Annotated in this window: 17 protein-coding genes and 2 pseudogenes; 10 read left to right on the top strand and 9 right to left on the bottom strand. The window is 72.8% G+C overall.

Annotated elements, in window-relative coordinates:
* Positions 1 to 106: 106 nt before the first annotated feature.
* Positions 107 to 2,002, top strand: coding sequence for a metallophosphoesterase (locus tag OG937_04600; GenBank protein WUD71007.1), 1,896 nt, complete (start codon positions 107 to 109; stop codon positions 2,000 to 2,002).
* Positions 2,003 to 2,098: 96 nt separating this feature from the next.
* Here OG937_04600 and OG937_04595 read toward each other — a convergent pair whose 3' ends face one another.
* Complete coding sequence (locus OG937_04595) at positions 2,099 to 2,299, bottom strand: hypothetical protein (GenBank protein WUD71006.1); 201 nt, start codon at positions 2,297 to 2,299, stop codon at positions 2,099 to 2,101.
* 332 nt (positions 2,300 to 2,631) lie between these two features.
* Here OG937_04595 and OG937_04590 point away from each other — a divergent pair.
* Positions 2,632 to 3,569 (top strand): annotated as a pseudogene (locus OG937_04590) (IS5 family transposase).
* Between the two features lie 15 nt (positions 3,570 to 3,584).
* Here OG937_04590 and OG937_04585 read toward each other — a convergent pair.
* Positions 3,585 to 4,475, bottom strand: a complete 891-nt coding sequence (locus OG937_04585) for a LysR substrate-binding domain-containing protein (GenBank protein WUD71005.1) — start codon at positions 4,473 to 4,475, stop codon at positions 3,585 to 3,587.
* A 154-nt stretch (positions 4,476 to 4,629) separates the two neighbouring features.
* Here OG937_04585 and OG937_04580 point away from each other — a divergent pair, with 154 nt between their 5' ends.
* A complete protein-coding gene (locus OG937_04580; GenBank protein ID WUD78631.1) occupies positions 4,630 to 5,484 on the top strand; it encodes an EamA family transporter in 855 nt (284 codons plus the stop codon).
* A gap of 204 nt (positions 5,485 to 5,688) precedes the next feature.
* Complete coding sequence (locus OG937_04575) at positions 5,689 to 7,578, top strand: FHA domain-containing protein (GenBank protein WUD71004.1); 1,890 nt, start codon at positions 5,689 to 5,691, stop codon at positions 7,576 to 7,578.
* A 9-nt stretch (positions 7,579 to 7,587) separates the two neighbouring features.
* On the opposite strand, the gene OG937_04570 is transcribed toward OG937_04575, so the two are convergent.
* Positions 7,588 to 7,935, bottom strand: coding sequence for a helix-turn-helix domain-containing protein (locus OG937_04570; protein WUD71003.1), 348 nt, complete (start codon positions 7,933 to 7,935; stop codon positions 7,588 to 7,590).
* 84 nt (positions 7,936 to 8,019) lie between these two features.
* Here OG937_04570 and OG937_04565 point away from each other — a divergent pair, with 84 nt between their 5' ends.
* The 3 genes from OG937_04565 (at position 8,020) to OG937_04555 (ending at position 12,908) form a co-directional block, all read left to right on the top strand.
* Positions 8,020 to 9,330, top strand: a complete 1,311-nt coding sequence (locus tag OG937_04565) for an MFS transporter (GenBank protein ID WUD71002.1) — start codon at positions 8,020 to 8,022, stop codon at positions 9,328 to 9,330.
* A 146-nt stretch (positions 9,331 to 9,476) separates the two neighbouring features.
* Entirely contained in the window at positions 9,477 to 11,942 is a 2,466-nt protein-coding gene (locus OG937_04560) for a SpoIIE family protein phosphatase (protein ID WUD71001.1), read from the top strand.
* Positions 11,943 to 11,966: 24 nt separating this feature from the next.
* Positions 11,967 to 12,908 carry a hypothetical protein gene (locus tag OG937_04555; protein ID WUD71000.1) on the top strand — a complete coding sequence of 314 codons (942 nt, stop codon included), beginning with the start codon at positions 11,967 to 11,969 and terminating at the stop codon, positions 12,906 to 12,908.
* Here the strand turns inward: OG937_04555 and OG937_04550 are convergent.
* The 4 genes from OG937_04550 to OG937_04535 all read right to left on the bottom strand — a co-directional run bounded on the left by OG937_04550 (position 12,874) and on the right by OG937_04535 (position 16,591).
* Positions 12,874 to 14,076, bottom strand: coding sequence for a cytochrome P450 (locus OG937_04550; GenBank protein WUD70999.1), 1,203 nt, complete (start codon positions 14,074 to 14,076; stop codon positions 12,874 to 12,876). The genes OG937_04555 and OG937_04550 overlap by 35 nt on opposite strands.
* 68 nt (positions 14,077 to 14,144) lie before the next feature.
* Positions 14,145 to 14,582, bottom strand: a complete 438-nt coding sequence (locus tag OG937_04545; GenBank protein ID WUD70998.1) for a hypothetical protein — start codon at positions 14,580 to 14,582, stop codon at positions 14,145 to 14,147.
* A 184-nt stretch (positions 14,583 to 14,766) separates the two neighbouring features.
* On the bottom strand, positions 14,767 to 15,945 hold the full coding sequence (locus OG937_04540) for a GDSL-type esterase/lipase family protein (protein ID WUD70997.1): 1,179 nt from the start codon (positions 15,943 to 15,945) through the stop codon (positions 14,767 to 14,769).
* Positions 15,946 to 16,021: 76 nt separating this feature from the next.
* Complete coding sequence (locus OG937_04535; GenBank protein WUD70996.1) at positions 16,022 to 16,591, bottom strand: TetR/AcrR family transcriptional regulator; 570 nt, start codon at positions 16,589 to 16,591, stop codon at positions 16,022 to 16,024.
* Between the two features lie 488 nt (positions 16,592 to 17,079).
* On the opposite strand from OG937_04535, the gene OG937_04530 reads away from it, so the two are divergent.
* Positions 17,080 to 17,817, top strand: coding sequence for a hypothetical protein (locus OG937_04530; protein WUD70995.1), 738 nt, complete (start codon positions 17,080 to 17,082; stop codon positions 17,815 to 17,817).
* Between the two features lie 329 nt (positions 17,818 to 18,146).
* The gene (locus tag OG937_04525; GenBank protein ID WUD70994.1) at positions 18,147 to 18,728 is read left to right on the top strand and encodes a TetR/AcrR family transcriptional regulator; all 582 of its coding nucleotides are present in this window, start codon (positions 18,147 to 18,149) and stop codon (positions 18,726 to 18,728) included.
* Positions 18,729 to 18,848: 120 nt separating this feature from the next.
* Here the strand turns inward: OG937_04525 and OG937_04520 are convergent.
* Positions 18,849 to 19,454, bottom strand: a pseudogene (locus tag OG937_04520) (SDR family oxidoreductase).
* A gap of 171 nt (positions 19,455 to 19,625) precedes the next feature.
* Between OG937_04520 and OG937_04515 the strand changes: the two are divergent.
* Complete coding sequence (locus OG937_04515; GenBank protein ID WUD70993.1) at positions 19,626 to 20,048, top strand: transposase; 423 nt, start codon at positions 19,626 to 19,628, stop codon at positions 20,046 to 20,048.
* A gap of 10 nt (positions 20,049 to 20,058) precedes the next feature.
* On the opposite strand, the gene OG937_04510 is transcribed toward OG937_04515, so the two are convergent.
* Complete coding sequence (locus OG937_04510) at positions 20,059 to 21,138, bottom strand: HAMP domain-containing histidine kinase (protein ID WUD78630.1); 1,080 nt, start codon at positions 21,136 to 21,138, stop codon at positions 20,059 to 20,061.
* Positions 21,139 to 21,188 lie beyond the last annotated feature (50 nt).

The raw sequence follows: 21,188 nt of genomic DNA, 5'->3' as shown, positions 1-21,188 counted from the left end.
CCGGACCAGCCCAGGGTGCCGGATGTTCAAGATCGCTTTGCCGGGTCCTCGCCCGGGCCGCGCACGATCCGTGCTGACAGCAGTTCCCCCCAGCACGGAGACGTACATGAGCAATCCCCGCCATCCCAGCCCGGGACGCCGATCGCTGCTGCAGGCGGCGGTCGCCGTGCCCGCGGTGGGCGCCGCGGCGTCGATCCTCGGCACCGGCACGGCGCAGGCCGCGCCCCGGAACCAGGACCCCGGCACGGCCGGCTCCCGGGACCGTGGCTTCGACGAGGAGAGCCCCCGCTTCGCCCTGGCGGTGCTGCCCGACACGCAGTACCTCTTCGACGCCGACAGCGCCGACCCCGAGCCGCTGAAGGCGACCTTCCGCTACCTGGTGGCGGAGCGCGAGGAGGTCAACATCGCGTTCATGACCCATCTCGGAGACGTCACCGAGCACGGCACCGAGCAGGAGATCGAGCTCGCCGCCGACACCTTCCGCACCATCCACGGCAAGGTCCCCTACAGCGTCCTCGCGGGCAACCACGACATCAACGGCGGCACCGACGACCAGCGGGGCGACACCGCGTACCTGCGGGCCTTCGGGCCGAAGCGGTTCACCGCCATGCCGACGTTCGGCGGTTCCTCGCCCGACGGCTACAACAGCTACCACGTGCTGCGCGCGGCCGGCCGCGAGTGGCTGGTGCTCGCCCTGGACTGGCGCGCCTCGGACAAGGGCCTGGCGTGGGCGCAGGGCGTCCTCGACGCACACCCGACCCTGCCCGCCGTCCTCACCACGCACGACATCGCCTGGGCCGAGGACGACGGCGAGGCGCACTTGAGCGACAACGGGCAGCGCCTGTGGGACCGCATCATCCGCGGCAACGACCAGATCTTCCTCGCGCTGGGCGGTCACTACTGGCCGCCCGGCCGGACCGTGCTCACCAACGACGCGGGCCACGACGTGCACGTCCACATCACCAACTACCAGGACCGCTACTACGGCGGCGCCGGCATGGTCCGGCTCTACGCCTTCGACACGGTGCGCAACGTCGTCGACGTGGAGACCTTCTCCCCCTGGTTCCTCGCCCGCGACCCCGCCAAGCGGACGCCGCTGGAGGCGGAGACCATCGAACTGACCGGCGACGTGGACCGGTTCAGCCTCGCGATCGACTTCGCCGAGCGCTTCCGCGGCTTCGACCAGGTGACCCCGCCGAAGCCCCGTCCCGCGCACCGCGTGATGCCCAAGGGCACGGTGGCGTACTGGCGTTTCGACGCCGAGGGCCTGGCCGGCGCGGGCCGCCCCGGTTCCACCGTCGCCGCGGGCACCGTGGCGCGCGACCTGAGCGGCAACGGCAACGACCTGGCGGTGCGGCTCCTGCACGACAGCGCCGCCGAGGTCCTCACCTGGTCGGCGGAGCACCACACCGGCCAGCCGGCCCACGCCAGCCTGCGGTTCGACGGCGGCAAGGGCCCCGACCGGGGCGCGGTCCTCACCACGAAGGCCACGGCGCCGCTCAACAGCATGAAGTTCCGCAAGGGCTTCACCATCGAGACCTTCATCAGGCTTCCCGAGCCCTTCGAGGGCGACCACGCCTGGATGGGCATCCTCAGCTGGGAGGGCCGCAACGGCGACGCCGGGAAGACCACGGGCTGGTCGACCGACGAGCCCACGTGCAGCCTCAACGTCACGCCCGAGCGGTTCCTGCAGTTCGTCCTCTACCCGGACGTCCAGGACGCCGACCCGACCTCGTGGAGCCACGCCCTGCCCGTCGGCCGCTGGACCCACATCGCGGTCGTCAACGACGGCCGCCGCACGGTGATGTACGTCGACGGCTCGAAGATCGCCCGCAACCCGTCCCAGCCGGCCACCGGCATCGAGACGCTGGGCAAGCCCTTCGTCATCGGGGGGACGCAGTTCGCGGAGCAGTTCGGGCAGGGCTTCTACGGCTGGATCGGCGACACCCGCATCGTCGAACGCGCCCTGGCACCGGCGGAGTTCATGACGCCCCGCGCGTGACCACGCCCGCCCCTGCCGCCTGACGCGGTCCCGCCCCGGGTTCAGCCCGGGGCGGGACCGCGTCGGTGCACCAGGACCGAGGCGGGACGCGGCCCCTCAGTCCTGCGTCCAGCGGCTCCGCAGCCGGGCGAGTTCCGCGGACCACCGGCTCCGGCGGCCGCCCACCGCTTCGGAAGCCTCCGGAGGGGACACGGGCAGCCTGACCGATTCGCAGTAGGTCTTCCACGCCTGGTACCAGTTGGGCGCCAGGACGGCGGCGAGCATGATCAGCGGGACGAGCACGGCGGATATCAACACGGCTGCTCCCTTCCGTGCGGCCGTCGCGCCGGCGGTGGCGCGAACAACGGTCGGGGGACGGTGGTCCGCCGACCGGACCGGATGAAACGGGCTCCGTCCGTTATCGTCCTCCCGGCCGTGTCGTACGCAAATCGAGTGAACCGCCGCCGCCCGTCCCACTCCTGGTCGCGCCGCCGCCGCGAGGTCGCGACGAGGGCCGCGACCCCGCCGCCTCGATGCTCCGAACGGATGACGCGGCACGACCTCTGGCCACAGGTTGTGGGTCCCGCGGCCTAGGTGCTGTTTCTTGGATCTCCTGACGTGATCATGCGTGTGGGTTGAGGCTGTTCAGCATGGTTGGCCGAGGAGACCTGACGAATGCGGAGTGGGGGCGGCTGGAGCCGCTCCTGCCTCGTGGTGGTGCGCGTGGCGGTCGGTGGAGCGAGCATCGGAGGGTCATCAACGGGGTGCTGTTCCGGGCCAGGACGGGGGTGCCGTGGCGGGACCTGCCTGAGCGCTTCGGGCCGTGGGAAACGGTCTACAAACGGCATCGTCGCTGGTCGGCGGACGGCACGTGGGACATGCTGCTGGCGCGCGTGCAGGCGGCCGAGAACGCCGAGGGCAGGATCGACTGGGATGTGTCGGTGGACTCCACGACGGCCCGGGCCCATCAGCATGCCGCCGGCGCCCGCCAAGCGGCCCCGCCGGTTATTGCTCCTGAAAAGGGGCCCCGCAGCGGCGCAAACCGGGGCGATCCGGAGCTGGCGAGCCTGTCCGTCCGCCTGGCGGAGGTGGTCAGGCAGGCGAGTGCTTAGGCCGTTCACGCGGCGGCTTCACCACGAAGATCCACCTGTCGGCCGACGGCCGGTGCCGTCCGCTGTCCATCGTCCTGACGCCAGGTCAATACGGCGACAGCCCGCAGTTCCAGGCCGTACTGGAGAAGATCTCGGTGCCGTGCATCGGGCCCGGCAGGCCCCGCAACCGGCCGGACACCGTCAGCGCGGACAAGGCCTACAGCTCCCGCAGCAACCGCCGCTACCTGCGGCGACGCAAGATTCGGCACAGCATCCCCGAGCCGAAGGACCAGCGGGCCAACCGCCGCAGGCGCGGCTCGGCCGGCGGTCGGCCGACCGGCTTCGACAAACAGCGGTACAAGAAACGCAACGTCGTCGAGCGGGCGATCAACCGCCTCAAGAACTTCCGGGCCGTGGCCACCCGCTACGACAAACGCGCCTACACCTACCTCGGAACCGTCACCGTCGCAGCCCTGGTGATCTGGCTCCGCACATGATCCAAGAAACAGTGCCTAGTCCCGGCGGTCCTCGGCGCGGTACAGCTCCATGGCCAGCGCGACGGCCGCGTGGGTGGCCGGGTGCGGGTCGTGGCGGCGCCAGATGAGGTGCACGGCGACGGGGGCGGCGTCCCGCAGCGGGCGGTACACGATGCCGTCGCGGCGGTACTGGGCGGAGGTGGAGCGCGGGGTGACGCCGACGCGGCGGCCGGTGGCGATCGCGGCGAGCCAGTCGTCGATGTCGTGGGTGTACTCGACGGCCGGCCGGTCGCCCTCGGGCCACAGGTCGGGGCTGGTCGTGCCGGTCCGCCGGTCGACGACCAGCGTGCGGGCGGCGATCTCGGCGAGCCGGACGCTGCGCCGTCGCGCCCAGGGGTCGTCCGCGGCGAGGGCGACATAGCGCGGTTCGTGACCGACGAGCGCGTGGGACCAGCGGTCCAGGTCGATGGGGGCGCGGACGACCGCGAGGTCGCAGAGGCCCTCGGCAAGACCGGCGGTGGGGGTGTTGTGGCGGATGAGCTGGAGCTCCACGCCGGGGTGGCGGTCGCGCCAGACGCGCTGGAACTCGGTGGTGCGGCGGCCGAAGGCGGACCAGGCGTGGCCGATGTGCAGCCGGTTGTGACCGGTCGTGACCTCCCTGACGAGCTCGTCGACACCGCCCAGCAGGACCCGGGCCCGGGCGAGGACCTGCACGCCCGCGGTGGTCGGGGCGACCGCACGGCTGGTGCGGTGCAGCAGTCGCACCCCGAGGACGCGCTCCAGCGACAGCAGGTTGCGGGAGACCGCCGCCTGGGAGATCCCGAGGTCGATGGCGGCGTCGGTGAAGCTGCCCGCGTCGAGGATGGCGACCAGGCAGCGCAGGTGCCGGAGCTCGAGTGCGGCCGCTCCTCCAGGGTGCTCGTCCATGCGTCCAGCGTATCGATGGTGCGTCGTATGCATTTCGCGTATGGCCACCCGCGGCGGGACAGTGGCCCGCATGACGATGGAGACCTCCGGCGACGTCGCGCCGGCCGCCGCGGCGGGGGCCGGGGCCGCGGGACGCCTCGGCGGGGTGGCGCTGATGCTGGGCAGCGGCCTGTCCAACCAGGTCGGCGCCTCCGTCGCCGCCCTGGCCTTCCCCGTGATCGGGCCGCTGGGCGTGGTGGCGGTCCGTCAGTGGGTGGCCGCGGCGGTGCTGTGCGGGGCGGGCCGGCCCCGGATGCGGGCCTTCACCGCCGCGCAGTGGCGCCCGGTCCTCGCCCTGGCGGTGGTGTTCGCGGCGATGAACCTCTCCCTCTACACCGCAGTCGACCGCATCGGTCTGGGGCTCGCCGTCACCCTGGAGTTCCTCGGGCCGCTGGCCGTGGCCCTGATCGGCTCGCGCCGCCGCACGCACGTGCTGTGCGCGCTGGCCGTCGCGGCCGCCGTGGTCGTCCTGACCCGCCCCCAGCCCTCCACCGACTACCCGGGCATCGGCCTCGCGCTGCTCGCCGCGGCCTGCTGGGCCTGCTACATCGTGCTCAACCGCGTCGTCGGCGGCCGCCTGCCCGGGCTGCAGGGCCCGGCAGCCGCCGCTGCCGTCTCCGGCGCCGCCTACCTGCCTGCCGGCGCGCTGGCCCTGTGGTGGCGTCCGCCCACCCTCACCGCCCTGGCCTGCGCCGTGACCGCCGGGATCCTCTCCTCCGCCGTACCGTTCCTGTCCGACCTGCTGGCGCTCCGCCGGGTCCCGGCGCACTTCTTCGGCGTCTTCATGAGCGTGAACCCGGTCTTCGCCGCGCTCGTCGGCCTGGTCGTCCTCGACCAGCACCTCGACCCGGCCGCCTGGCTCGCCACGTTCGTGATCGTCGCCGCGAACGCGGTCGCGGTCGGCACGGACGCGCGGCCGGATGGAACCCCGGTCGCACGGTCGCCCCGGAGCACCGGCGGCGCCGGCTGACGGCCGCCGGGTGCGTTCCCGCGGCCCGTCAATCCGACGGATGACGGAGGTGGCAGGGCCCGGCGGTCGTAGGTGACGGCCGCGCGGGGGGTGGTTCCGCGCCGTCTTGTGCCGGGGGTGTTTCCCATGGTGGGCGGGTTGGGCAGCCAGGGACTGTGCGCGTGCGTTCCCCGGGGTTCGTTGACACGTGGAGATGAGGGACCAATGCCTCCTGAGATAGTCGGGCGTCGAGGCTCGTTGGCAGGGGAGAGGTTCGGGATCGGCGACAAGCCCCTGACGTTCGGGCGCAAGGCCGGGAACACGGTGGTGATCGCCAGCGTCAGCGTCTCCCGTCTGCACGCGGAGGTGCGCCGCGAGGGCCACGGGTTCGTGCTCTACGACCGGGCGAGCAGCAACGGGACGCGGGTCAACGGGGAGCGCGTGACGTCGCACGTGCTGCAGCCGGGCGACGAGATCTCCATCGGCGACGAGACCTTCGGCTTCGAGGCCGCCGACGCGATGGAGACCATCCTGGACCTCTCCCTGCTGGAGGCGCTGATGCCACCGGCGGAACCGGAGGAACCCGGGCCGGTGCTGAAGGTGACGGTGGCGGGCGGCGGCCCGGTGGGGCTGGCGTTCGCGCTCCTGCTGGAGAACCTGATGGGCCGGCGGGTCTCCGTCACCGTCTACGACGCCCGCTGGGCGCAGGACGGGGACCGCGTCGTCTGGAAGGACGAGGGGCAGGGCAACATCCGCCGGCAGCAGGTCGTGACGGTGCAGAGCCGGCAGTACCTGAACCTGCCCGAGGAGGTGCAGGCCCGGCTGTTCACCGAGGGCACGTACACCGAGATGTGGCCCGCGGGGCCCGACTCGATCCGCGGTTTCAACCCGCGCAACATACGTATCGCCTACGTCGAGGACACGCTGCTGGACCTCGCCAACGCCAAGCGCGACCGCATCCGCCTGGTGCCCGCCCGGTTCGACGCGGCCGAACGGCAGGAGACGGTGGCCCAGGACCACGTCCTGGCGATCTGCGAGGGCGGCCGGTCCCGCACGCGTGAGCACTTCGCCGCCAGGTTCGGGACCGCCGACACGTCCATCTACTCGCTCGACGGCGAGCACCTCCAGGACGTGGTGCTGGGCCTGCGCGTGAAGTCGCGGCTCTCCGACCCCATGACGGTCCTGCTGACCGTCGCGCAGAATCGCTTCCTCCTCAACTCCCTGCGCGGCGAGGGCTTCCTGAACATGCGTCTGACCGACGCCGAGGCGCGGGAGGTCGTCGGGATCGACCCCGTGCGGCAGGTCTTCGAGCAGTGCATCGCCTCCCGCCCCTGCGTGATGAGCCGCGACGGCCACGGGGACTTCCACTGCTCCACCCACAGCACGTTCTTCCTGCCCGCCCTCATCAAGGGTTCGGCGCTCTGGCAGCGCGTCAAGGAGGGCCTGACGCTCTTCGACGTCGACGAGCAGGACCTGACCGCGATCACCGCCTTCCGGCTGGACATGGTGCAGCGGCCGCGTTTCACGGCGCGCCTCCACCCGGCGACCGCGGCCACCCCGGGGACGTACGGGTTCCTGCTCGGGGACGCCGCCAACGCCATCCACTTCTGGCCCGGGCGCGGCCTGAACAGCGGCCTGGCCTCGGCCGTCTCGCTCGCCCGTACGCTCAGCGGCACCTGGCGCGGCAGGCCGTTGCGCGACGCGGACTTCGTACGGCACGAGGCGGCGATGTCGATGCTCCAGTACCGGCACAAGAGCCGCGCCTGGAACGCGATGATCACCACGGACGAGAACGGGGTGGGCCAGGCGATCAAGGACAAGATCGCGCGGAGCATCGAGGAGTCCGCCGCCGGGAAGCCGGACCGCGAGGCCGACCTCGACGCCCTCATGGAGCAGCTCCGCGCGATCCGGGACCGGCTCGCCCCGCGCATCGCCGGGATGCCGGACGACACCACCCTGCGGGAGCAGCTGGACAGGCTCGGGAGCGAGACGCTGCGCACCCTGCGGGACAGCGGTCCGTGGGACACCGTCACCGTCGGCGGCGAGGAGGTCGACATCGACATCTTCTACCGGGACGCACGGCCCGCGTCGCGCACGGCCCCGGTGGCCGGCTGAGCCGCCCGGTCAGAACTCGAGCGGCCCCGGCGGTGCGGCGCCCGGCTCGTCGAGGACGGCGGTGATCAAACCGGGGAAGCGGCGCTCCAGGTCCTCGCGGCGCAGGCTGACCAGGCGCTGCCGGCCGTGCGGGTCGTTGCGGACGACCCCGGCCTCGCGGAGCGTCTTGAGGTGGTGGGAGAGCGTGGACTTGGGGATCTCCCCGTTGACGGGCTGGCAGGCCGACCCCTCCAGGGGACGGTCGGCCAGCCGGCGCACCAGCTCCAGCCGTGAGGGGTCGCTCAGGGCGAAGAGCACGTCGGTCAGCACCAGGTCCGCGGCGTCGGGGTGCGGCAGCTCCCGGGGGGCTCCAGTCATGGTTCGATAATAGTTGAACAATCGACGCGCGTGTGCTTACCCTCGAATGGTTCGATATTTTTGGAACCGTTCGGGAGTACCGATATGCACACCCAGCGCACCGCGAGGCGGATGCCGCGTCCGGTCGGCTTCTGGCTGCTGGCCGCCACCCTGCTCGCCTTCCTGGCCGCCTCCAGTGCGCCCTCCCCGCTCTACGTGGTCTACCAGCACCAATGGGGCTTCTCGCCGATCGTGCTCACCACGGTCTTCGCGGTCTACGTGCTGGCGCTGCTGGTGGCGCTGCTCACCGTCGGAGGGCTGTCCGACCACGTCGGCCGGCGGCCGGTGCTCCTGGCGGCGCTGGTCGTCGAGGCCGCGGCCATGGTCGTGTTCCTCACCGCGGACGGCGTCGGACCGCTGTTCCTGGCCCGCATCCTGCAGGGCGTGGCGACGGGCGCGGCCGCCGGGGCCATCAGCGCGGGGCTGATCGACCTGCAGCCGTCGCCCACCTCGCCCCTCGGCTCCCTGCTGAACACCGTGGCGCCCGCCACCGGACTGGCCGCCGGGGCGCTGGGCGCGGGTCTGCTGGTGCAGTACGCCCCGGCCCCCACCCGGCTGGTCTTCGTCGTGCTGACCGCCGTGTTCGTGGTGCTGGCGGCGCTGATGCTGTTCCTGCCCGATCCCGTCTCGCCGCGCCCCGGGGCCTGGGCCTCGCTGCGGCCCCGGGCGGCCGTGCCGGTCCAGGCCCGCCGGACCTTCCTGGCGGCGACGCCCTGCCTCGTCGCCACCTGGGCGATGGGCGGTCTCTACCTCGCCCTCGGCCCCTCCCTGACCGCCGGGGTGCTGCACATCGGCAGCCACCTGGTCGGCGGCCTGGTGGTGACGACCCTCTTCGGCGTGGCGGCCGTCGCCTCGCTGGTGGTGCGTGACGTGACGCCGCGGCGGATGATGACCGGCGGCTCGGCGGTGCTCGCCGTGGGCACCGGGCTCACGCTGCTCGCCCTCGCCGGGCCCTCGACGGCGCTGTTCTTCCTCGGGACCGGTCTCGCCGGGTTCGGCTTCGGCGCCGCCTTCCTGGGTGCCTTCCGCTCCCTGGCGGCACTGGCCCGGCCCACCGAGCGGGCGGAACTGTTCGCCTCGGTCTACGTCGTGAGCTACCTGGCCCTGAGCGTTCCCGCCGTACTGGCCGGGCTCGCCGTGCCGTCCTTCGGTCTGCACTCCACGGCGACGGTGTACGGGGCCGGGGTGGTCGTGCTCGCGCTGCTGGCGGTCGTTTCGGGAGCCGTCGTCCGCAGGCCCCCCGTCGTGGTGCCGGCACCGCCCGCGGAGGAGCCGGCCGCCGCCACCCGTCGGCTGACCGCGACCGCCGCGACCTCCGGCCCGGCCCGCGGGCCCGGGTTCCCGGCGGACGTCTGACCGCGGCGCGGCGCGGCCCGGCCCGTCGTCGCAGGTCACGGGCCGGGCCGGGCGCACCGGTCGCGGGTATGGTGGAAACAGCCCGGCCCCGCCCCGTCCGATCAGGCGTCCGTGCGCCGGGAACGCAGCCGTACGGGATGGCCGGCATGGGTGCTCCCACAACAATCCCTTCCGCCGCGGCGGACCCGCTGTCGGGCCCCGGCACCGCCGTAATCGTGGTCGACGGCGCGGGGGTGGTGCGCGGATGGAGCGAGGGGGCCGTGCGACTTCTCGGACGCCCGGCACCCGAGGCGATCGGCAGGCCGCTCGCGGACGTTTTCCCGCCGGTGGGGACCGCGGCGTACCGGGCCGGAACGCCGGACCTGGTGACGCGGCTCGGCTCGGCGCGGGGTTGGGAGGGCCGGCAGGCCGTACGCCGCGGGGACGGCCGCCGCCTCGACCTGGAGGTCAAGATCCTGCCCGTCCAGGACTCTGGTGACCGCTCGCTGCGGCTGATCCTCGCGGCCGACCTGACGCGGAGCTGGTGGACGAGCGCCAGCCGCTCCCTGCTGGAGGGCATCACCCTCACCGCACCGGTGGGCATGGCCATGATCGACACGGACTTGCGGCTCGCCTGGGTGAACGACGCCATGGAGCACCTGTGCGGCATTCCCCGCGAGCGCTTCCTCGGCCGGTGCCTGGGGGACGTCCTGCCGGGCCTGGACGTGGCGGACACCGAGGCGGAGATCCGCCAGGTGATGGAGACCGGACTCCCCTCCACCGGCCGCGAGTACTTCGGCCACGTCCTGTCCGACCCGGACCGGGTCACCTACTCCACCTCGTGCTTCCGCCTGGAGAGCGAGTACGGGCAGCCGCTGGGCGCCTGCTACATCGTCCTGTCCACCACCGACCACTACCGCGTCCGGCAGAAGCTGAAGCTGCTCAACGAGGCCCGCAAGCGCATGGGCAGCACGCTCGACGTCCCGCGCACCGCACAGGAACTGGCGGACGCCGCCGTCCCCGGACTCGCCGACCACGTCACCGTCGACCTCCTTGACCCGGTGCTCCGCGGTGACGAGCTCCCGCCCGGCCCGCCCGACGCCTCCACCGTGGCCCAACTGCGCTGCGCCGGGCACCGTTCCGCACCTGACGACGTCCCGCCGCCCACCCCGCACGGCGACCGGTGCGACTACCCCCGGCGGTCGCCCACGGCCCGCGCGCTCGTCGACGGCACCTCGGTGCGCGTCGCGGAACTGGACCCGGCCGACCCCCGCTGGACCGCCGGCGACCCCGTCCGCAGCGCCCACCACCGCGCCCTCGGCGTCCACTCCCTGATGATCGTGCCCATCCGCTCGCGCGGCACCACCCTGGGAGCGGTCACCTTCGGGCGCTCCCGGGACGGCGGGCCCTTCCGGCCCGACGACCTGGTCCTCGCGGAGGAACTCGCCGCACACGCCGCGGTCTGCATCGACAACGCCCGCCGCTACACCCACGAGCACGCCGCCGCGCTCGCCCTCCAGCGCAGCCTGCTCCCGTTGGACCTCCCGCAGCAGAACGCCGTCGAGGCCTCCTACCGCTACCTCCCCGCCGACGCGGAGGCCGGCGTCGGCGGCGACTGGTTCGACGTCCTGCCGCTCTCCGGCGCCCGGGTCGCCCTGGTCGTCGGCGACGTCGTCGGCCACGGCATCCACGCCGCCGCCACCATGGGCCGCCTCCGGGCCGCCGTGCAGACCCTGGCGGACATCGACCTCGCCCCCGACGAGGTACTCGCCCACCTCGACGACATGGTCAGCCGGATCGCCGACGAATCCGCCGACGCCGCCGACGCCGCCGACACCTCCGGTGTGACCGGCGCGACCTGCCTCTACGCCGTCTACGACCCGGTCGGCTGCCACTGCACCCTCGCCCGCGCCGGCCACCCCGCACCCGTGCTCGTCACCCCCGACGGCGCCGCCGGCCTCGTGGAGCTTCCCAGCGGCCCGCCCCTCGGCCTCGGCGGCCTGCCCTTCGAGGCCACCCGGATCGACGTCCCGGAGGGCAGCGTCCTCGCCCTCTACACCGACGGCCTCATCCAGGACCGCTCACTCGACGCCGGCCGGGGACTGCGGCGCCTGCTCGACAGCCTCGCCTGCCCGCGGACCTCGCTGGAGGGGCTCTGCGACGCCGCCACCGCCTTCGCCGGCGGCCGGCCGGTGGACGACGCGGCCCTGCTCCTGGCCCGCACCCACGCGCTCGACGCCGAGCACGTCGCCTCCTGGGACATCCCCGCGGACCCGGCCGAGGTCGCATCGGCGCGGGCCCGGGCGGCGCGGCAACTCACGGCCTGGGGGCTCGACGACCTCGCCTTCACCACGGAACTCGTCGTCAGCGAACTCGTCACCAACGCCGTCCGCTACGCCTCGGGCCCCATCCGGCTGCGGCTCATCCGCGACCGCACGCTCATCTGCGAGGTCTCCGACGGCAGCAGCACCTCGCCTCACCTGCGCCACGCCCGGACCACCGACGAGGGCGGCCGCGGCCTCTTCCTCGTCGCCCGGTTCGCGGAGCGCTGGGGTACTCGGTACGCGGGGGACGGCAAGACCATCTGGTCGGAACAACCCCTCCGGCCCCGCGAGGGCGCCACATGGCCTTGATCCGGACGGGCAACCGTGGCTGACGTGGCGTCACGCGCCGGGGAACGGGTCGCGCGGGTGCGCGACGACCCGGCCGCGCGCTACGCGCTGGCCCGGGAGTTCTACCGCCTCGCCACCGGACCCCGCCACCGCTACGGCCACGCCGAACTCAGCTTCATGCGCTGGTCGCTGGCCCGCGGCGTACTGGCACCGGAGACCGCCTCCCCGCCCGGCAGCCCCTGGTGGCGGGCCGTCAACGAACGGCTGCTGCGCGACAAGACCGAGGCCCAACTGCTGTCCGCCGGAGCTGCGGGCACCCCAGGCGCCCGCAGCGTCGAGTTCTGGCTGGACTTCATCCGCACGCCGGAACCCGACCGCTGGTACCGCGCGCACAACGCCAGCATCGTCGCCGGCTATCTGCAGCACGAGGAACTGGCCGCCACCGAGCTGAAGGTGGAGCGGTTCATGATGAACGTCGCGCTGCTGCGCGTCCTGTTCACGCACGCGATGCTCGCGCGGCCCCGGCTCGCGCTCGGCCCGTTGGCCGCGTTCGGCCCGCTCATGGCCGATCCCCGGCACCGGGCCGTCCAGATGTACCTCGACCTCGGCCGGTCCTTCCCGCCCGAGTACCCGGTCACCACACCCGTCGAGGACACCGTCCTCGACGAACACGCCCTCGCCCGCATGCTGGACTACGGGGTGATCGCTCCGCGGCTGTCCGAGCTCTACGCGTTCTCGGCCGCCTCGCTGGAACAACCCCGGCTGACCACCCTGCTGGACGACGGCGTCCCGGCCTACGCGTGGCCGCACGCGGACCGGCGGATCTGGTACGTCGGCAACACCGGCCCGCACCTGCGGGCCATCGCCCGCCTCACCGGCGTCCGCCTGCGCTGGGAACCGTCGCCACGGGCCCGCGTGCGCCGGGGACCGCGCGGACCGCGGCGGGCGCGCTCTAGAGGCGGACCGGCAGCTCCGTCCTCCCGTTGAAGACGAAGGTGGGCAGGGGTCGCAGGTCCTCCAGCGGCACCGCCGGCCGCAGGCCGGGGAAGCGTTCGAACAGGTCGGGGAGGGCGGCCTCCGCCTCCAGCCGTCCCAGCGGTTCGCCGACGCAACGGTGGACGCCGTGGCCGAAGGCGACGTGGTCCTTGTCGCGCCGCCGGACGTCGAAGGCGTCCGTGTCGTCAGGGTGCCTGCGCGGGTCGCGGCCGCCCGCGCCGAAGCCCATGACGATCGGCTCACCGCGGCGGATCAGCACGCCTTCGCCGAGGTCGATGTCCTCCACGGCGTACCGCAGCGGCATGTGCCGGACGGGGGAGTCCGCGCGCAGGGTCTCCTCGACGACCGCCTGCCACGGCACGGCGCCGCCGAGGACGTCCCTCAGCTGTTCCGGGTGGCGCAGCAGGCCGATGACGGCGTTGGTGATCAGGTCGGTGGCCGAGGGGACGCCCCCGGCGACGGTGACGACGAGGGCCAGGAGCCGTTCCTCGTCGGTCATGTCCGGGGCCTCGACCAGGGTCGTCGGCATGTCGTCGCCGGGCACGTGTGCCTTCTCGGCGAGCAGCGCGGCCCAGAAGGCCATCGACTCGTCCGCGCCGGAGGCCGCGGCCCCGGGGTCGGAGGGCGGTTCCAGCAGTGCGCCCATCGCCCGGACGGCCTGCTCCCAGCGGTCCTCCGGTACGCCGAACAGGTCGCACAGCGTCTCACACGCGACGACCCGGGCGTACCGGGCGCGGACGTCGACGACGCGCCCGGAGCCCGGCGTGCCGAGTGCCTCCAGGTAGGCCTCCGTCCTGTGCCGCAGGTTCGCCCCCAGGGCGGCCGTCCGCCCGGGGGTGAACGCACGCTCCACGACGGCGCGCAGCCGGCGGTGGTCGGGACCGTGGGCGTTCAGCACCGTCGGCGAGACGAGGAAGGGCGACAACGGCCAGTCCGGGGGCAGGTCGCCGAGGCCGGGCCAGTGCTGCCTCGCGTCGCGGGAGACCCGGGGGTCGTCGGCGAGCCGCCGCAGTACGTCGTACCGGGTGACCGACCAGGCGAGGACGCCTTCGGGCAGTTCGACGGGGGTGGCGGGGCCCGCCGCCAGGAGGCGTGCGGTGTCTTCGTGGAGACGGTGGCCGGCCGGGTCGAGCCCGCTCCGCTCCGGGGGCTTGTGCATGGGGAGTCCTTTCCTCGGCTGCGCGCGGTCGCAGCGCGGTGGCCGTCGAGAGGTGATCCGGGCGGGGATCAACGGGCGGGGAGGCGGCCGTCGATCTCGCAGGCCTGGCAGGGCGGCCTGCCGCAGGTGCACTGGGTGATCGCCTCGAGCACGCCGCGGTCGTGGTGGAGGCACTCGTCGCGGCAGGTGTGGCGGGGGATGAACCCGGCCTGGATCTCGCCGGGCCAGGGCTCGTGGCCCTCGCGGCAGCGGACGAAGCGCTCCGGGTCGGTCTCGTGCAGCTCGTGCATCGCGGAGCGGGCCTGGTCCTCCAGTTCCCGTACCCGGGTGACCAGGGCCTTGAGCTCGGCGGCGAGGCCCTCGTAGTGCTCTGCGCCGGTCCGCACGTGGGCGGCCCGCAGGGCCATGGCTGCGTTGCCCAGGAACCTGCCGGCGTCCTGGAGGTCGGTGACGTGGTGCATCTGAAGGCCGTTCACGCCACGGACCCACACGGCGTCCATGCTCATGTCTCCACCTTTCCGGTGTTCGCCGTCTTCCGCGCGACACGCCGTACTGCCTGCCGGACTTCTGCGGTGGCGACCTGAGGTAGCGCTGCCATGGTGGATCCGTGCATGAGGTGAAGCAAATCGATGGATCTCATGCCGTGATGCGACAAGCCGATGAACAGAGCCGCTGACCCGCGGCTGCGGGTCAGCGACTCGCCGAGGCGAAGGGGCCGGTGCCCGCGAACACCAGCCGGGCGAAGTTCCTTCCGATGCGCCGGTGTCCCGCGGGATCGGGGTGGACCTCGTCGGGCAGCGGCAGTTCGGCGTAGTCGGCCGCACCGTAGAGCTCGCGCCCGTCGAGGTAGTGCAGGTGAGGGTCGTCGGCCGCCCGCTGTGCGACGATCCGGGCCAGCTCCTCGCGGATGACGTTGAGGGTCAGCCGGCCCGCGGGGCGTTCCGCCGGGTCGCCGGTGGCCTTGAAGCGCAGCCTGCCGCCCTCGAAGTCCGGGGCGAGCGGGCCCGGGGTGTCCTCCTGGACGGGGCACAGGATGGGGGAGACGACCAGCAGCGGTGCCGTGGGATGGCCCTCGCGGACGATGTCGAGGAAGCCGTGCACCGCCGGGGTGAAGGCGCGCAGCCGCATCGCGTCGGTGTTGACGATGTTGATGCCGATCTTGAGGCTGAGCAGGTCCGCCGGAGTGTCGCGCATCGCACGGGCGGTGAACGGGTCGAGCAGCGCGCTGCCGCTGAACCCCAGGTTGACCAGCTCCACTCCGCCCTCGGCGGCTGCCAGCGCGGGCCAGATGGCCGTCGGATGCGCTGCGTTGGAGCCGTGGCTGATGGAACTGCCGTGGTGCAGCCACACCTTGCGGCCCCGCGGCGCGGACGGCTCGACGGGGGCGTCGGTGCGCAGGGCGATCAGCTCGGTGATCTCCGAGTGCGGGAGCCAGATCTCGACGTCCTTGTCCCCCGGGGGCAGTCCGCCGAACCGGGCGGTGCCGGGCGGCCCCTCCCGCAGCTCGGCGGCCTGGGTGACCATGTCGACGATCTCGCGGACGTTGCCGCCGGCCACGGTGGCCTGGGCGGTGAGACGGCCGTCGGCCAGCAGGTCGTACACGCCGTCCGGCGGGGCCGGGAAGCCCCGGTAGACCCGTTTGGTGGGCAGCGTGTCCAGTTCGACCGTGGTGGCCCGGGTGCGGAACGCCAGCCGCACGCCGGACGGCTGGGCCTCCGCCACGGCCAGTTGCTCGTCGGGGATCTGCCGGCGCGCCGCGGCGGGCAGGCGGTGCGGGAGCAGCCCGTGGCGGGTGTGCTCCACGTCGAGGGCGCCGCGCAGCAGTTCCTCGGTGACGGGGGTGGTGATCAGGTTCCGGTCCGTGTGCATGATGCGTTGCCTGTCCAGGGGCTGTCCGTGGGCTGGGTGCCCGTACGTTGGGTGGGAGGTGCCGGGGCGCGCGCCCTCAGGACGTCGACCGCTCGCGCAGCAGGGCGTCCAGGGAGTCCAAGGCCCACGACCACGACTCCTCGGCGGTGACGGGTGTGTGGTCGAAGCCCCCCGCCAGTTCGAGGCTCACGTAGCCGTGGAAGACGCTGCCCAGGAGACGGACGGCGTGCGTCTGGTCCGGTTCCGGGAGGTCGTAGCCCCGCAGGATGGCCCGCGTCATCTGGGCGTGCCGGACGCCGGCGCTGGCGGCCGCCGTCTGCGGGTCGAGCCTCAGCTGCGCCGCCGCGTAGCGGCCGGGGTGCTCCCGGGCGTACGCGCGGTACACGTTCGCGAAGGCGACCAGGGCGTCCTTGCCTGCGCGGCCGGCGAGGGCCTCGGCCGCCCGGTCGGCGAGTTCCTCCAGGGCGAGCAGGGCGATCCTGGTCTTCAGGTCCTGCGAGTTCCTGACGTGCGAGTACAGGCTCGCGACCTTGACGCCGAACCGCTCGGCGAGCGCCGAGACGGTCACCTGGGCGAAGCCGACCTCGTCGGCGAGTTCCGCCCCCGCCCGGGTCAGGCGTTCCGCGGTGAGTCCTACGCGTGGCACGCTGTGCCCTCCCTTCCTCCGTAAGCGATTATGCGCATACCTAAAGCCATTAGGCAAACGCCTAGCTCCTGAATCCGAGGCGTGCACGCTCCGCTACGAACGGCCCACCCAGGATGCGGCCCACGTCACCGCGTGTAACGGTCGTCATGTGCATTTCGGGTTCGGCTGGGGCCAGGGGACTCGTGGACGGCTCCGGCCGTCGCATGACCGTCCGCCTCGCCCACGACGTCGATGTCAACTCCCCCGGGAACGACCCCTGTCGGACGGGAGGCAGTGACCTCGAACGCATCCCCCGCAATCCACCACCACTCACCAAGTTCTGCTGAAACGCGAAGGGTCACGACTCGGCCGCCGCCGTGTCGTGCCGCGCCGCCGCGCCGGCATTCGCCGTGCGGCGCACCGGCACGGGCGGCGCACCGGACCCTTCGGCTACCCGGAAGGAATGGGTTGTGAAGGCTCGTCTTGGCTTGAGCCGGGGAAGGACGCTCGTGGCCGTTGCACTCGCCACGATCGTCACCTCGGCCCTCACGGGATCGGTGTCCGCCGTCGCGGACGGACACTCCGGAGGCTCCATAGACTCCGGCCACTGGGGCGTCATCGCCCGCAACACGATCGGTTCCCCCGTCGCCGATCTCAGGGACGGCCCGTACGGCTCGTACGGTGTGACGGGATCCCCCTCCAGGCCGCCCTACGGCAGCGGCAGCCTCGGAATCGCGGTGGCGAACGAGTCCACCACGCTGAGTCCCCCCAGCGAGAAGGTCGACTTCGGCAACGAGGTCGACTTCTACGGCAGCCGCGTCCGGGACCTGACCGCGCTCGGGTTCCACGTCTTCCAGACCCAGGAGAACGTCGACTACGGCGGCACACGGAACCTGCCGAACATCAGGATCGAGATCAATCCGAGGCTGACGCCCACCGACACCTACACCACCCTGGTGTGGCTCCCGCCCGCGGTCTCACCGACGAACCAGTGGAGCGGATACCTGAACGCCGCCACGACCGGCGAGTGGTTCCTCTCGGGCGGCGAGATTCCGGGCACCTGCACCCAGACCGTTCCGTGCAACTTCACGACGCTGAAGAACGCGCTCCCGCAGGCGACCATCTACACCGTCGCCGTCGGCAAGGGCCGCGACAACATCTGGGTCGGCGCAGTCGACGGCCTGCGGATCAACCGGTACGTCTACGACTTCGAGGCCGACGGCGTCAAGGCCCGTCGCGTCGGCTGAAGGCCGTCACTCCTCCCGCCGGGAGGGACCGGGGCATCACCGGAGCAAGCCGGCCGGTGATGCCCCGGGCGGCGTCAACCGCCGTTCCGCCGCCCCTGGATGAGCAGCAGGGTGACGTCGTCACTGCGGGCTGCGGGCTGCGGGCGGCGGACTGCTCGGCGTCAGGGACGAGGGCGTCGGCGAGTTCGTCCACGGTCCCGGCCCCGGCGTGTGCGCGAGCACCGCACCGGGCGGCAGCGGGTGCCTCGCGCGGCCCCGGCCTTCCGGCGGCCGGCGTGACCCGGGTAGAAACTGGACCGTTCGTTCCTGATAGGCGTACACTCCGGCGCATGGCACGCGTGAGGGAGTTCGACACCGACAGGGCCGTGGAGGCCGCGATGAACGCCTTCCGCAGCAAGGGGTACGAGGGCACGTCGGTGCAGGACCTGGTCGACGCCACCGGCGTGGGGCGCGGTTCGCTGTACGCGGCCTTCGGCAGCAAGGAGGGGCTGTACCTGGCGGCCATGGACCGCTACCGGGAGCAGTACGCCCTGCCCCTGGTCGAGGCCCTCCGGGCCGGCGCGCCCGGCCGGGAGCTGCTGCGCGAGGTCCTGGTCGCGGCGGTCGACGAGATCGCGCGCGACGGCAGCCGGCGGGCCTGTCTGATCGTCGGCGCGGCCATGGAGCGCGTCGCGCACGATCCGCGGGTCGCCACGCACGTGGAGGCGACGACCGCGCTGCTGGAGGACGCGCTGGCCCAGGTCGTCGCGGAGGCCCAGGCGGACGGCCAGGTGTCCGGCAAGCGTGACGCGCGGGACCTCGCCCGGTACCTCGTCGTCACGATGCACGGCCTGCGGGTCATGGGGGCCGTCAACCCCGACCGGGAGGCGCTGACGGCCGTCGTCGACGCCGCCCTGGACGCCCTCGGCTGACCCGAGCCCGCCGGGCCGCTCACTGCGCGGAGAAGCCGCCGTCGATCGCGAGCGCGGCGCCGTTGACGAAGTGCTCTCGTCGCTGAGCAGGAAGGCGGCGAAGGCGGCCACGTCCGCCTCTGCGCCCGCCCGTCCGGCGGGGATCCGCTCCAGGAACCGGCCCTCGATCCCGGGGTACGTCTGGACGGCGGCACGCCACAGCGGTGTGTCGATCAGCCCGGTGACCAGCGCGTTGACGCGGACGCCCGCCTTGGCCGAGTCGAGCGCCGCGGAGCGGGTCAGGCCCACCACGCCGTGCTTGGCGGCCACGTAGGCCGGCATGCCCGCGTCGCCCACCACGGCCGCCGTCGAGGCGTTGTTCACGATCGATCCGCCGCCCGAGGCGGCGATCGCCGGGAGTTCGTGCTTCAGGCTGTAGAAGACGCTGGTCAGGTTGGTGGCGATCATGTGGTGCCAGAAGGCGGCGTCGGTGGTGCCGAAGCTGCGCTGGTTGTCGCCGCCGCCGGCGTTGTTGAACGCCCCGTGCAGGCCGCCGAATTCGGTCACCGCGTAGTCGACGAGACGGGCGACCCCGTCCTCGGCGGTGACGTCCGTCGGCAGGAAGAACGCGCGGCCGCCCTCGGCCTCGATCCCGGCGACGGTCGCCTCGCCGCGGGCCTTGTCCCGCGCGCCGATCACGACGGTCGCGCCCTCGGACGCGGCGCGGCGGGCGAAGGCGGCGCCCATCCCCGACGTTCCTCCGGTGACGATGACGACCTTGGTTCCAGACGGTGGGACATGTGTGCTCCATGCGTGCGTCGAGGGGGCTTCCGCGGGCTCGGTCCCGCCTGTCATTGGAGGCTAACACAATCTGGAACGAACGGTTGGTAAAGAAAAGATGTGAGATGATCTTGGTTCGTGGCGCGTGGAGATCTGACGGACGAGCAGTGGGCTGTGTTGGAGCCGTTGCTGCCGAAGGGCAAGAAGGTCGGTCGGCCGCCGATATGGACCCGGCGGCAACTGATCGACGGCATACGGTTCCGGGTCCGCACCGGGGTCCCCTGGCGGGACGTGCCCGGGCAGTACGGATCGTGGGCCCGGGTGTACGACTTGTTCCACCGCTGGCAGCGGGACGGGACGTGGCAGCGGATCTTCACCCAGCTCCAGGAGCGGGCGGAGGCGAGGGAGCTGATCACGTGGGACCTCGACGCCGACTCCGCCGTCCGCCGGGCGCATCAGCGCGCCGCCAGGGCGAGGAGGAGGGGGAGCGCCGGAAGGAGCCGCCCGGCGGTGTCCTCGCCGAGCCGGACGATCACGGGCTCGGACGCCGGGAGGGTCTGACCACCGGGCCCTACGGCGTGCCGGGAAGCCGAATCGTGACGAGGAGACCGCCGGCGGGGCGGGGGGCCAGGTCGAGGGTCCCGTCGTGGGCGCGGACGATGCTCTGCACGATGGCCAGGCCGAGGCCGACGCTGGCGTGCTCGTCGGCGCGTACGCGTTCCGTTCCGCGCTGGAAGGGTTCGGTGAGGGTCGGTACCAGTTCCGGGGGGAGCGGATGGCCGGTGTTCTTCACCCGCAGCACGCTCGTGTCGCCGTGCGCCTCGGTGTGGACCGTCACGGTGCCGCCGGCGGGGTGGTTGTGGACGATGGCGTTCTGGACGAGGTTCGTCACCACCCGCAGCAGGAGCTCCGCGGAGCCGCTGGTCCGGGCGGCCCCACCGGAGACGTCGAGGGTGATCCGGCGCCGTTCGGCGAGGGGCAGCAGCGTTTCGGCGGCTTCTTCGGCGACGAGGGAGAGGTCGACGCTTTCGCGGGTGAAGTTCCCGCGGTTACTGCGGCTGAGGAGCAGGAGCGCCTCGGTGAGGTCGATCGCCCGCGTGTTGACGGCGTGGAGGCGTTCGATGAGTTCGCCCCGGTCCTGTGCGGGGTCCTTGCGGGCGACGTCGAGGAGCGTCCGCGAGATCGCCAGCGGGGTGCGCAGTTCGTGGGAGGCGTTCGCGGCGAACCTCTGCTGCTCGGCGACGTGGGACTCGAGTTGTTCCAGCATCGAGTCGAACGCGTCGGAAAGTTCCCGGAATTCGTCCTGGCGGCCCGTCATGCGGATCCGGTGGGACAGCGACCCGCTCCCGGCCATCCGTGCCGCATCCGTGACCTGAGTGAGGGGTGCGAGCATCCGTCCGGCGAGAAGCCATCCCCCCAGCAGGCCGAACACGAGCAGGAAGGCCATCGCGACGGCCGCGGCGGGGGCGAAGGTGTGCACGAGGAGGTAGCGGTTGGGCGAGACCCCGAGAAGGCCCTTGGAGTTGTCGGGCACGTAGCGCAGCAGGAACCCCCACACCACGGCCAGCAGGAGCGCGCCGGCGACGGCGAGGAACCCCGCGTAGCTGAGGGTGAGCTTCAGCCGGGCGCTGAGCCCTGGGCGTCTCTTCACGAGCGCCGGCGCTTCGGCCGGGCGGGGCTCGTCCTCGACGGTCGGTACGT

Source organism: Streptomyces sp. NBC_00510 (assembly GCA_036013505.1).
Classification (GTDB): Bacteria; Actinomycetota; Actinomycetes; order Streptomycetales; family Streptomycetaceae; genus Actinacidiphila.
The sequence above is the reverse complement of the archived record's forward strand: the minus strand, read 5'-3'. Positions and strand labels throughout refer to the sequence as shown.